At 63.0% G+C, this 12,464-nt stretch carries 13 protein-coding genes; 2 read left to right on the top strand and 11 right to left on the bottom strand.

Features of this window, described 5'->3' with window-relative positions; all coding sequences use genetic code 11:
* Positions 1–20: 20 nt before the first annotated feature.
* A complete protein-coding gene (locus tag VFW93_RS09605) occupies positions 21–1,574 on the top strand; it encodes a cryptochrome/photolyase family protein (RefSeq protein ID WP_329693773.1) in 1,554 nt (517 codons plus the stop codon).
* A gap of 134 nt (positions 1,575–1,708) precedes the next feature.
* Positions 1,709–2,461 carry a hypothetical protein gene (locus tag VFW93_RS09600; protein ID WP_329693772.1) on the top strand — a complete coding sequence of 251 codons (753 nt, stop codon included), beginning with the start codon at positions 1,709–1,711 and terminating at the stop codon, positions 2,459–2,461.
* A 5-nt stretch (positions 2,462–2,466) separates the two neighbouring features.
* Here the strand turns inward: VFW93_RS09600 and VFW93_RS09595 are convergent, their stop codons facing one another.
* From VFW93_RS09595 to fliJ, 11 genes are all read right to left on the bottom strand, one after another.
* On the bottom strand, positions 2,467–4,470 hold the full coding sequence (locus VFW93_RS09595) for a DNA topoisomerase IV subunit B (protein WP_329693771.1): 2,004 nt from the start codon (positions 4,468–4,470) through the stop codon (positions 2,467–2,469).
* A 57-nt stretch (positions 4,471–4,527) separates the two neighbouring features.
* Positions 4,528–5,940, bottom strand: coding sequence for an alkaline phosphatase family protein (locus VFW93_RS09590; RefSeq protein ID WP_329693770.1), 1,413 nt, complete (start codon positions 5,938–5,940; stop codon positions 4,528–4,530).
* A 33-nt stretch (positions 5,941–5,973) separates the two neighbouring features.
* Complete coding sequence (fliR, locus tag VFW93_RS09585) at positions 5,974–6,735, bottom strand: flagellar biosynthetic protein FliR (protein ID WP_329693769.1); 762 nt, start codon at positions 6,733–6,735, stop codon at positions 5,974–5,976.
* Positions 6,736–6,764: 29 nt separating this feature from the next.
* Positions 6,765–7,034, bottom strand: coding sequence for a flagellar biosynthesis protein FliQ (fliQ, locus tag VFW93_RS09580; RefSeq protein WP_329693768.1), 270 nt, complete (start codon positions 7,032–7,034; stop codon positions 6,765–6,767).
* 15 nt (positions 7,035–7,049) lie between these two features.
* Positions 7,050–7,769: a flagellar type III secretion system pore protein FliP gene (gene fliP / locus VFW93_RS09575; protein WP_414639638.1), complete on the bottom strand. Its 720-nt coding sequence runs from the start codon at positions 7,767–7,769 to the stop codon at positions 7,050–7,052.
* A gap of 53 nt (positions 7,770–7,822) precedes the next feature.
* Positions 7,823–8,173, bottom strand: coding sequence for a flagellar biosynthetic protein FliO (locus VFW93_RS09570; protein WP_329693766.1), 351 nt, complete (start codon positions 8,171–8,173; stop codon positions 7,823–7,825).
* Between the two features lie 16 nt (positions 8,174–8,189).
* Positions 8,190–8,672 (bottom strand): flagellar motor switch protein FliN, encoded by a 483-nt coding sequence (gene fliN, locus VFW93_RS09565; RefSeq protein ID WP_329693765.1) that lies wholly within the window; start codon positions 8,670–8,672, stop codon positions 8,190–8,192.
* Positions 8,665–9,666, bottom strand: a complete 1,002-nt coding sequence (fliM, locus tag VFW93_RS09560; RefSeq protein WP_290639550.1) for a flagellar motor switch protein FliM — start codon at positions 9,664–9,666, stop codon at positions 8,665–8,667. Before fliM ends, fliN begins: the two co-directional genes overlap by 8 nt.
* Before the next feature lie 45 nt (positions 9,667–9,711).
* Complete coding sequence (locus tag VFW93_RS09555; RefSeq protein WP_329693764.1) at positions 9,712–10,353, bottom strand: flagellar basal body-associated FliL family protein; 642 nt, start codon at positions 10,351–10,353, stop codon at positions 9,712–9,714.
* A 139-nt stretch (positions 10,354–10,492) separates the two neighbouring features.
* Positions 10,493–11,923, bottom strand: a complete 1,431-nt coding sequence (locus tag VFW93_RS09550; RefSeq protein ID WP_329693763.1) for a flagellar hook-length control protein FliK — start codon at positions 11,921–11,923, stop codon at positions 10,493–10,495.
* A gap of 38 nt (positions 11,924–11,961) precedes the next feature.
* A complete protein-coding gene (gene fliJ, locus VFW93_RS09545) occupies positions 11,962–12,447 on the bottom strand; it encodes a flagellar export protein FliJ (protein ID WP_329693762.1) in 486 nt (161 codons plus the stop codon).
* Positions 12,448–12,464: the final 17 nt, after the last annotated feature.

The raw sequence follows: 12,464 nt of genomic DNA, 5'->3' as shown, positions 1-12,464 counted from the left end.
GACCGCGTCAATACTGGGTCATGCCCGCAGCCGCCGACCCCACACTCCGCCTCATTCTGGGCGACCAGCTCAACTCGCTGCACAGCTGGTTTGACGAGGTCCGCGACGATGTGGTCTACGTGCTCATGGAGGTGCGCCAGGAAACCGACTACGTACGCCACCACGCCCAGAAGATCCTGGCCATCCTTGCAGCCATGCGGGATTTCAGTCGGCAATTGCGCGAAACGGGCCATCGGGTTCGATATGTGCCCATCGATTCGCCCAGCAACCGCCAGTCGATCACCGACAACCTCGATGCCTTGATCACCCACTACGGCGCCAAGATCGTGCAATACCAGGCACCAGACGAATGGCGCCTGGATGCCCAACTCGCTGCCTGGCGCCAGGCATGCATGGAACGCGGCGTGCACTGCGAAATGGTCTGCAGCCAGCACTTCTACACGCAACGCGATGAAGCAGCTCGGCTCTTCGGTGATCGGCGTGGCTGGTTGATGGAGCACTTCTACCGCCATATGCGCCGGCTGCACGGCGTGCTCATGGCCACTCCTCAAAAGCCAGCCGGCGGCCAGTGGAACTTCGACCACGACAACCGGCAAGCCTGGCATGGCACCCCGCCTGCACCACTCGACTGGCGCCGTCAACACGATCACAGCGCGCTGTGGCACACCATCGTGGCCTGCGGCGTTCCCAGCTTTGGCAACCCTCAAGCCAGCCAACTGGCCTGGCCCCTGAACCGGGCAGAGGCCTTGCAGCATCTGGATGCCTTCATCCAGCGCGCCTTGCCTCACTTCGGGCAGTTTCAGGACGCCATCAGCCAGCACAACTGGCGGCTCTTCCACTCCCTGCTGTCATTTGCGCTGAACGTGAAGATGCTCGGCCCTCGCGAGGTTGTGATGCGCGCGCAAGAGGCCTGGCAGGCGGGGCACGCACCACTGGCCGCCGCCGAAGGTTTCATACGGCAGATTCTGGGGTGGCGAGAGTACGTTCGTGGCGTGTACTGGCACCACATGCCAGGCTACGTGCAGCACAACAAACTGGCCCACGAGCTGCCCCTGCCTGAGTGGTTCTGGACGGGCGACACCCGCATGGCCTGCATGGCGCAGGCCATCGGTCAATCGCTGGAGCAGGCCTATGCCCACCACATCCAGCGCCTGATGGTGATCGGCAACTTCGCCCTGCTGGCTGGCCTGGATCCGCAAGCCGTGCACCGTTGGTACCTGGGCGTGTACATCGACGCCTTCGAGTGGGTCGAGCTGCCCAATACACTGGGCATGAGCCAGTTTGCCGATGGCGGCCTGATGGCCACCAAGCCCTATGTGTCCAGCGCCGCCTACCTGGACCGCATGGGGGATCACTGCGCGGGCTGTCACTACCGGAAGAAGGATCGACTCGGCGAACGCGCCTGCCCGTACAACGCGCTGTATTGGGACTTCCACATCCGCCATGCGGACAGGCTGCGACGCAACCCACGTATTGGCATGGTCTACAAACAGATCGACAGGATGCCTCCGGCAGACATCGACGCCATTCAATCTCGGTCGCAAGACATCAAGGCGCGGCTGGACCGTTTGTGAGCATCACACCCGTGGCCTGATCGCGGGAAAAGGGTGCAGGAACCATGTCGACTGCGCACATGGCGAGGTTGAGCATCGGGCTATCTTGCAGTCTCCTGAACTCTGTTCGCGGCGTGTCTGGCCGTACTACAAGCATGTCTCGTCTGTTCATCCCCCTGATGACCGGCCTGCTGTGGGCTGTGTCACCCCTCACCCAGGCCCGCGAACTGTCTCAACGCGATCCGGTTCGCGCCACGCTGGTCGATCTGGCCCGCAACACACCCGCCTCAGGCCTGCCAGACGATTCCCGCATCACGCTGAGTCGTGCCTGGGTGGACGGCACACAAGCGAAGGTCTGCGCGGTCGCGCGCCAGGCAAACGGTGATTTGCTGATCCAGGACGGCCGCCTGCAAATGAAGCGCGTGCAACTGAGCAAGCGCGGTACCAGATGGGGCGTCGATCGCGCCGAGCGGCTCGTGTTGGGCCCGAAGATGACGATCGATACCGCCTGCCAGCAACGGTCACCCGACGCCATCATGGCCGATGCGATCAAGGTGCTGGAAGATCACCCGCCAACGGCCGGCATCAAGACCGGGCAACCGTCGGCCACCCCCGCCTGCCACGACACGTCCACGGGCTCAGGCGACAGCAAGCCCCCTGGCCCTGGCGTGGTGGCCATGCCAGGCAGAAGCCTGCTCCACACGGCACCTGATCAGGGCTGTCTCATGGGCAAGCACATTGTGGAGGGCGACAAGGTGGCCATCCTGGCGCAGCTACCCGGATGGACTCAGGTGCGCTACACCCATCCCCTCACAGGCGTCATCACCACGGGCTGGCTCAAGAGCGAGCGCGTGAAGGCCGGGATCGCTGCCGACCCAGGCCGCACCCACACGGCACTGACGCACTGATCACATCAGACGTCGACTTCGACCGCGTCCCCGTGAAGCTCCATCAGCTCGCGGCGCGACGCGGCTTCACCCTTGCCCATCAGCTTGTTGAACGAGCCTTCGGTGGCGGCAAAGCCGGGTTCGCCATAAGCCACAGGCAGCAGACGACGGGTGTCCGGGTTCAGTGTGGTGTCCCACAGCTGCTCGGCGTTCATTTCACCCAGACCCTTGAAGCGGCTGATGGCCCAGGCACCTTCGCGGCAGCCCTCCTTGCGCAGCTTGTCGAGGATGGCGGTCAGCTCACCTTCGTCGAGCGCGTAGAACTTGGCCGCCGGCTTTTTGCCGCGTGCGGGCGCGTCCACACGGAACAGCGGCGGGCGGGCGATGTAGATGTTGCCGGCTTCGATGAGCTTGGGGAAATGGCGGAAGAACAGCGTCAGCAGCAGCACCTGGATGTGCGAGCCGTCCACGTCCGCATCGGAGAGGATGCAGATCTTGCCGTAGCGCAGGCCGCTCAGGTCAGGTGAATCGTTGGGGCCGTGGGGGTCCACCCCGATGGCCACCGAGATGTCGTGGATTTCGTTGTTCTTGAACAAAAGATCGCGCTCGACCTCCCAGGCATTGAGCACCTTGCCGCGCAGGGGCAGGATGGCCTGGGTTTCCTTGTTGCGGCCCATCTTGGCGCTGCCGCCAGCAGAGTCCCCTTCGACCAGGAAGACTTCATTGAGGCTGAGGTCGCGGCTTTCGCAGTCGGTCAGCTTGCCGGGCAGCACGGCCACGCCGGAGCCCTTCTTCTTCTCGACCTTCTGGCCGGCACGCTGGCGGGCCTGCGCCTGCTTGATCACCAGCTCGGCCAGCTTCTTGCCGTACTCGACATGCTGGTTGAGCCACAGCTCCATGGCTGGCTTCACAAAGGTGCCCACCAGGCGCAAGGCGTCGCGGCTGTTGAGGCGCTCCTTGGTCTGGCCCTGGAACTGCGGGTCCAGCACCTTGGCGCTGAGCACGAAGCTGGCGCGGCTGAACACGTCATCGGGCATGAGCTTGACGCCCTTGGGCAGCAAGGAGTGCATCTCGATGAAGCCCTTGATGGCATTGAACAGGCCATCCTTCAAACCGGCCTCGTGCGTGCCACCCGCCACCGTGGGGATCAGGTTCACGTAGCTCTCGCGCATGGGCGAGCCTTCTTCCGTGAAGGCCACACACCAGGCGGCGCCCTCACCTTCGGCGAAGTTGTCGTCCGCATTGGCTGCGTACTGCTCACCTTCGAACAGCGGGATGATCGGATCGGTGTTGAGCGACTGCGTCAGGTAGTCGCGCAGGCCGCCCTTGTACAACCAGGTTTGCACCTCGCCGGACTTCTCGTTCGTCAGCGTGATGGTCACGCCCGGCATCAGCACGGCCTTGCTGCGCAGCATGTGCACCAGCTCGGCCTTGGGCAGTTCGGCGCTTTCAAAATACTTGGCGTCCGGCCAGGCGCGCACGGTCGTGCCGTTCTTGCGGTCGCCCGAAGCCGCGGGGCGCACCGTCACGGGCTCGATCACGTCGCCGCCGCTGAAGGCGAGCTGCGCCACCTGCTTGTCGCGGGATACCGTTACCTGCAGGCGGGTCGACAGCGCATTGGTCACGCTCACGCCCACACCGTGCAAACCACCGGAGAAGCTGTAGGCGCCGCCCGACCCCTTGTCGAACTTGCCACCGGCGTGCAGCCGCGTGAACACGATCTCGACCACCGGCACCTGCTCCTCCGGGTGCAGCCCGAAAGGAATGCCGCGCCCGTCGTCTTCCACGCTGACGGAGCCGTCGGTGTGTTGCGTCACGGCAATGCGTTTGCCGAAGCCGGCCAGCGCTTCGTCGGCGGCATTGTCGATCACCTCCTGGATGATGTGCAGGGGGTTGTCCGTCCGGGTGTACATGCCCGGCCGTTGTTTGACGGGTTCCAGGCCCTTGAGGACCCGGATCGAGCCTTCGCCGTAGGCGGCGCTGGGCTGGGTGGACGTGCTGGAGGCTTTGGAGGGGGGCTTCGATGACATGGGCGCCGATTCTACGAACTTCGTCAGGCGATTTGAGGGCGGTTGGCTTTCGGGCGACTATCTCGCGGGCTTGTCCAGCGATTTCGCCTGCGTGCGCTCGAACACAGTCGTGATCGGCACCAGATTGAGCCATTCTTTCTCCGCTTCGGAGCCAGACCCGTCTTCCACCTTGTGAAATTGACGAAAATCGGCCCGGAAACGGTCCAGCGCCCCATTGAGCCACAGAACCGTGGCCAGCACGTTGAGATGATCGATGCGCTGCTCGACAAGGCCTTGTTTCACGCCCGCGCCATAGAAAAACGTGGGGATCCGGTGTGTACCGGTCATGTAGGCGTCACCCTGACTGGCATCGGTGCTGCCGTCTTCGTCAAATGTGACGATCAGCAGGCTGTTGTTCTTCTGCGCCCACTCGGCGTAAGGCCCAATGTGCTGGCGCAGCCAGTCGTCTGCCACCTTTGCCGAATTGCTGTGCGCATCGTGCTGCTCGTTGGGCACCACGATCGAGACTTTGGGCAGGCTGTCAAAGGGCAAGGCCTTGCCGTTGGCGTCTTTGGCAAATCCGCGAAAGCTCTGCTTGAGCACAGGGTCCTTGGTGGGCTCGAAAGCGAGGTTGACGCTCACCGGCATCACATGGTTGGCCAGATCACCCTTGAGCCCGCGCGGGCTGGTGGGGTTGATCTGGTCCGTCCAGTTCACCGCGGGATTGTGCTTGCGGCGGTAATCGTCCGTGAAGGCGAAGTTGGCACTGCAAGGCGCCACGCTGGAGTCCGTGCCGCAGTTCCAGCTCGGGTACGGCAGGGATTCGGAAAAGCTCAGGAAGGTGCCGCCGCTTTGCAGGATGGCCGCCCCCAGGTTGGGCGAGGTAAACGGCAGCCATGAGAGGGGCACATTGCTGTTGGCCACGCCTACATTGGTCTCGTTGCTGGAGGGCAGCAACTGGCCGCGGCGATCACGCAGGGCCACACCTTTGTAGGGCGAACGTTCGTCTTCGAACCACGCCGGCAGCACGCCCTGGTGGTGGCCGGAAAACAGAAACAGGTAGTTGGGCTGGCTGGAGCGCGTTGGCAGGTTCGAGTTGTAAGGGGTGCGGCCGAAATGGGCATTCGTGAAACGCACACCCTTGTCTGCCAGCTCATTGAAGAACTTCCAGTCAGACGCCACTGGGTCGAAAACCGGTGCCTTGCGCTCCCTGCGCTGCCCCGAGGTGGCATCAAAGGCGGACAGATTCTCCAGGATCACGATGACTGTGTGATCCGGTTTCCAGACGGGCTCAACAGGTTTGCTCTTGTCTGCCTGATCGCCCTTGCCGGCCCAGGCTGGCAACCCCACCGCCCCGGCCACACCGGCCCCCACGAGCCCCTCCAGGATTTGGCGGCGCGTCGGGCCTTCAATCTGAGTGGCAACATGGGATGACGCCCGCTTGGCCACAGGCGTAGGGCGAATCGATGGACGGCGTGATGGCAGTTTCATGGGCGCCAAGGTTAGCGCCAAAAAAGCCTCAGCTCACTGGAAGTAACCCATCATCCGCTCCAGCGCCATCGTCAGCGGCGCCTGCATCATGGGCAGCGTCAGCCACAGGCCGGTGAAGCCCACGGCCAGGGTGATCGGAAAGCCGATGGAGAAGATGTTCATCTGCGGCGCCACGCGGGCCACAAGCCCCATCACCAGGTTGACCAGAATCAGCATGGACACCACCGGCAGTGACACCCACAGACCCAGCTTGAACACCTCGGCACCCCAGACCTGAGGCTGGACGATGTTGAGAAAGCCCAACGGCTCCGGCGACACCGGAAAAGCGTGAAAGCTGCCCAACACGGCACCCGTCAACATCAGGTGCCCGTTCATGACCACGAACAGCCAGGCGGCTGTGGTGCCGTAGAAGCGGCTGACCGCCGTCACCTGCGTGCCGCTCAAGGGGTCGAAGAAGCTGGCGAAGTTCAGGCCCATCTGCAGGCCCACCAGTTCACCCGCAAATTCGATGGCGGCAAACACCACACGGGCGGCAAAGCCCATGGTCAGGCCGATCAGCACCTCGTGCGCGATCACCATCAGCGAGCCAGCCGAGTTGAGCTCGATGGGCGGCATCTCAGGCAGGCTGGGTTGTGCGCAGATCACGATCAGGATGGCCAGGCTCAGGCGAACCCGGCGGGGAATCACCCGCATCGACAGCACGGGCGCCGACGTGAACAGGCCCAGCACGCGGAAAAAGGGCCAGAGCCAGGGCGTGATCCAGGCCAGGACCTGGGCTTCCGAAAAACTGACCATGTGCCTGGCTCAGGTGTGGCGGCAGGCTTTCAGCCCACCACGGACGGGATCGACTGCAGCACCTGCTGGATGTAGTCCACCAGTTTGCTCATCATCCAGGGGCCGGCCACGGCCAGCGTGGCAAAAGCCGCCAGCAGCTTGGGCACGAAGGAAAGGGTCTGCTCATGAATCTGCGTGGCAGCCTGGAAGATCGAGACGATCAGGCCCACGGCCAGCACCACCAGCACGATGGGGCCACAGACGGTCAACAGGGTCAACAGGCCATCGCGGCTGAAGGTCAATACTTGTTGCGGATCCATGATCTACCTTCTTCCTTACTGCACGAAGCTGGCGGCCAGAGAGCCCAGCAACAGGTTCCAGCCATCGGCCAGCACGAACAGCATCAGCTTGAACGGCAGAGCCACCATCACTGGCGACAACATCATCATCCCCAGGCTCATGAGCACGCTGGCCACGATCATGTCGATCACCAGGAAGGGGATGAAGATCAGAAAGCCGATCTGAAAAGCCGACTTCAGCTCGCTGGTGACAAAGGCTGGCACCAGCACGCGAAACGGCACGGTCTCGGGTTTGACATCGCCTTCCAGCCTGGCGAGCTTGACGAACAGCCCCAGGTCGGACTGGCGGGTCTGTTTGAGCATGAAGCTGCGCATGGGGCCCTGTCCACGCTCCAGTGCTTCGTTGAAGCTGATCTGGTTGGTGGCAAAGGGCTCGTAGGCATCCTTGTAGACCTTGTCCAGCGTGGGGCCCATCACAAACAGGGTCAGAAAAAGCGACAGGCCGATCACCACCTGGTTGGGCGGTGCCGCCTGGGTGCCAATGGCCTGGCGCATCAGGCTCAGCACGATCGCAATGCGGGTGAAACCCGTCATCATCAGCAACACGGCGGGCAGGAAGCTCAGGGCCGTGAAGAACAGCAAGGTCTGCACGGGCACGGAGTAGCTGTTGCCCCCCGCGCCCTGCCCCACGAGCAGCGGCAAGGTGCTGCTGCCACCTGCACTTTGCGCCATGGCGGCCGAGCTGCCCAGCATCATGGCCAGCAGAGCCACACGGCCCAGCCAGGCAAGGCGTTTCACGGTGATGCGCATCAAGCCTGCCCCTTGTCTTGCTGGCCCAATGAGCGGCGCAGCAGGTTGGTGAAGGACGGGGTGGCCTGTTCGGCCAAGGGTGCGTTTTGCGGCGCCATCGTGTGCAGGGTGTTGATGTGCTGTGCGGTCACGCCCAGTACCAGCCAGGTGCGACTGTCGCCGGTGCCCACTTCCACGGTCACCAGGCGTTGGCCCGGCCCGATGTTGAGCTGCCCGACAGGCTTGATCATCGCTGTCGCGCCACCAACCGTGCCGGTGGCCAGGCCGGAGCGTTTGAGAACCCAGAGTGTCAAGGGGATCAGGGCCACGACGCCCAGAAACCAGACCACGGTCAAACCGGTAGAAGGCATCTCTGATCGATCCTGTTCAGTTGCCCTTGCTGAGGCGGCGCATGCGTTCGGACGGCGTCACAATGTCGGTCAGACGGATACCGAACTTGTCGTTGACCACCACCACTTCGCCTTGCGCGATCAGGAAGCCGTTGACCAGCACGTCCATGGGCTCGCCGGCCATGGCGTCGAGCTCCACCACGGAGCCTTGCGCCAGTTGCAGGATGTTCTTGATGGGAATGCGGGTGCGGCCCAGTTCCACCGTCAGCTGAACCGGGATGTCCAGGATCATGCTGATGTCGTTGCCGGCCGAGCTGGCTTGCGAGGGCGCGAAGTTGGCAAAGGCCGCAGGCGTCATCTGGGCCTGGGCATTGGTCACTTCGCTGGCCGCGGCGCTGGCGAACTCATCCATGTCTGGCTGAGGTGTCGAGGCCTGCTGAGCCAGCGCGGCCTCCCATTCGGCCGCCATGGCGTCCTGCTCGGCATTCGCGCCGCCTTCAGGTGGAAATTCTTCAGACATTTTGGTCTCCAAGCCAACTCATGTTGCCGGCGGTCAGAAGCTTGTCGATACGCAAGGAGTACTTGTTGTTCGATGTGCCGTAGTAGCAATCGAAGACGGGCACGCCGTCCACCTTGGCCTTGATGATTTTTTCGAGGTCCAGCTCGATGAAGTCGCCCGGCTTGAAGGCCAGCAACTGCTCGACCGTGGCCGGGGCGTGAGCCAGCTCGGCCACCAGGTCCACTTCGGCGGACTGGATTTGTTGGGTCAGCAGCTTCACCCAGCGGCGATCAGGCTCGGCCGAGTCGCCCTGAATGGACGAGAACAGGATGTCGCGGATGGGTTCCAGCGTGGCGTAGGGAATGCAGATGTGGATCGTGCCGCTGGTGTCGCCGATTTCCAGCGTGAACGAGCAGCACACCACGATTTCGCTGGGCGTGGCCACGGTGGCGAACTGAGGCTGCATTTCCGAGCGCTGGTAGTCCAGCTCGACGGGGTAGATGCCGTGCCAGGACTTCTTGTACTCGGCGGTGATGACCTCGACCAGGCGATGGATCACGCGCTGCTCGGTGGCCGAGAAATCACGGCCTTCGATGCGGGTGTGGAACTTGCCAACGCCGCCGAACAGCGCATCGATCACGCCGAACACCAGGGTCGGGTCGCACACGATCAGGCCGGAACCGCGCAGAGGGCGCACGGCCATGATGTTGAAGTTGGTGGGCACCACGATCTCGCGCAGGAAGGCGCTGTACTTCTGCACCTTGATGCCGCCCACGGACACTTCCGGGGACTTGCGAATCAGGTTGAACAAGCCGATGCGGATATTGCGCGCAAAACGCTCGTTGATGATTTCCATCGTGGGCATGCGCCCACGAACGATGCGTTCCTGCTGAGCCAGGTTGTAGTCGCGAATGCCTTCCTTGGGCGCTTCTTCCTGCTCCAGCTTCTGGCTCTCGCCCGTGATGCCTTGCAAGAGGGCATCAACTTCGTCTTGAGAAAGGATCTGCTGGTTCATGGCCTGAGGACTTCCGGGACCGTTGAATAAAGGGTCAGCAAGACATCACTGGATGATGAAGTTCGCGTAGTGCACTTGCACAATCGGGTTGTAGGACTCGACCTTCTTCTTTTTCTTCTTCTTTTTCTTGGGCGTGTCTTCTGCGGCGGCATCCTCTTCTTCAGGATCCTCGATCTCGTAGCCCATGGCGCGCGCAGCGTCACGGCGGATTTCCTCAGCCAGCTTCTGCTTGCCTTCCTGACTCAGCAGTTCCTCGGAGGACTTGTGCGAGAGGATCAGCAAGATGGCGTTGCGGATGGCGGGCATGTAAGCCTTCATCTCTTCGCTCATCTTGGCATCGTCTACCTGCAGCGTGATGCCCACTTGCGCGAAGCGCTCCGAATCGCGGTCAGCCAGGTTGACGACAAAAGGTTCCAGCGGAACAAAAGCCGGCGGAGCGGCGTGGTCACCCTTGCCGTGTTCGGGCTTCTTGGCTTCCTTGGCAGGCTTGGCGTGGCCACCACCATCCTCTTCTTCGGCTGCCGCAGCAGCTTCAGCCTCGGCGGCCTTCTTCTTCATCATGAAGAAGGCACCGCCTCCGCCCAGAACGAGAAGCAGGACGACGGCCGCAATGATGATGATGAGCTTCTTGGGACCCTTTTTAGGGGCTTCGCCTTCAGCCGGGGCGGCGGCGGGGGCTGCTGACATTCGCGTATCTCCTGGTGTTCATGACACAGCGCCAGAAAGGCGCAAGGTCATGAGTGGATTATTCGAAGTCAGCGCCGTCGCAATGGATCAATAAACGATGTGAAACACGCTTGATTCCCAGCGGCGGCCTCGGATGCCCTCAAGCGTAGAGGTCCAGACCGCCCAGGCGGCCGGGACGAGGTGCGTTGACAGGGCGCATGCCGGCGGGATCCACACCCGTGTCGGCGTCGCCGCTGCCTGCGGCACCATTTGCGCGGCCTGCACCGCCTTGCGCCTGTGCCGATCCCTGGCTGAACTGTTGCTGGGCCGTCTGCGAGGAGACGTCACCACCGGTCATGTTCAACCCGACATCATTCAGGGCGCTCGACAGCATGGGCAGGCTGGCTTCGATGGCCTTTCTCGTTTCTAACGCCGCGGCAGCGAAATCCACCTGCGCCGTTTGGCCATCCAGTGAAATTTTCACGTTGATCGGGCCCATTTCTGCCGGGTTGAGGTGCAACTCGGCCGTCATCGAGCCATCCGCCTTGGTCGCGCCCACCCACATGCTGACTTTTTCAGCCAGGGCTTGGGCAAAATCCGGCGAATTCACGGGTGTGGGCAGCGTGGCAGATTCATGCCTCACGCCAGCCTTGGCCTCCAGCGGGTTGCCCAGGGCGGCACCTGGCAGACCACCGCTCGGCAGCAGCCCGGCCAGAGGGTCGCCATCGCCACGCCCTTCCAGGCCCTTGCCGGACTGGTTCATCATGGCCTCCACCTGGGTGGCGGCGCTGGCGCTCACGTTTTGCCACAAGGCATTGTCCAGGGCCACGGCGCCCGGGGCGCCTCCGCCCTTGGCGTCCAGCAAGGCGGCATCAGCGGCCTGGCCATCTCCGGCTTTGAGCACGCTGCCCGCCTGAGCGCCGGTATCGGTGCTGCCGCTGGCCGTGTCGGCAGCCTTGCCGTGGGCGAGGTCACCGTGCGTCAGGCTGGCCAGCCAGGCCATCATCCCGGCGGAGTCACCCGGTTGAATGGAAGGCGGCGGCGTCAGTTCACGCACCACAGCCGTACCATCGCCCAGCGCCGTCGTGAAGTTGACGCTGTCATCAGCATCCTTGTTGTTCTCGGCCTTGTCACTGCCTTCGGCCTTGCCCGACCTGGCGGTCTTGTCCGAGGCTTTCGTGTTCTTGTTGGCCAGCGTCGAGGCCGACTTGGGCGGCGTCCCGCTGGCGCGTGCGCCCTCATCGTCCGGCTTGTTGACACGGGCCTGCGACGTCGGCTGAGCCGGTGTCTGTACCGGGCGTGTGGCCATGGCGGCCTGCTGCCGTGCTCTCAGCATGGCCTGCTCTGCCGCAGAAGCGGACAAACCGTTGTGCGCCGCCGCCGGGGATCTGGTGGTATTGCCTGCACCAGAGGCGGTCGCACCCGGCGACACGATGGCGTGCTTCTCCATCCACTGGGAGAACGCCGCCTGTTGATTCTGACCGTCGCCCTGTGCGCCAAAGCGCGCCAGCAAATCACTGATGGCAGGAGACACGCCGTTCACGCCGGGCGCATTGGCAGAGGCGTTCGTCGATTTGATCGGTGTAGCCATGATGCGATCCTTGTCTGAAAAGCCGGTCCAACCCGCTGTCAGCCGATCGAACCGGACGCCAGCGGCGATCCGCCTGCACCCAGCCCGAGACCTGATCGACCGGCGCGCGAAGCGATTTCGTCGGTGGCTTTCTGATCCTGCCGGTTCTGCTTCGCCTGAAGCTCGACCAGCCTTCTGTCCATCAATTGAGCCACCGCGGCCACCTTGCGCTCGCGCTCAATCAGCAGAGCCTTGCAACGCTCCATATACAGACGTGCCTGCTCCACCCTCTTATCCTGATCGGAAATGGCCTCGGCCAATCGCTGCATGAAGTCCTGATAACACCGCATGATCTCCATTCCACCCACCTGGCGAAATTGAGACTGCCAGCGTTTCTGGTACTCGCTGCGCCAGTCAAAAAGCGATTGCGCCTGCTGACGCGCGGCCTCATAGGCCCGTTTGCCGCCTTCGAGCTCGGCCACGGCTTCGTCTCTCGCCTTCTCCGCAGACTCCAGTACTACAAGCAGCGATGAATTGGCACTCATGAACCTTGTCCCCTGCC

Source organism: Aquabacterium sp., assembly GCF_036279675.1.
Lineage (GTDB): Bacteria > Pseudomonadota > Gammaproteobacteria > Burkholderiales > Burkholderiaceae_C > Aquabacterium.
This window is presented reverse-complemented; position numbering and strand designations above follow the sequence as displayed.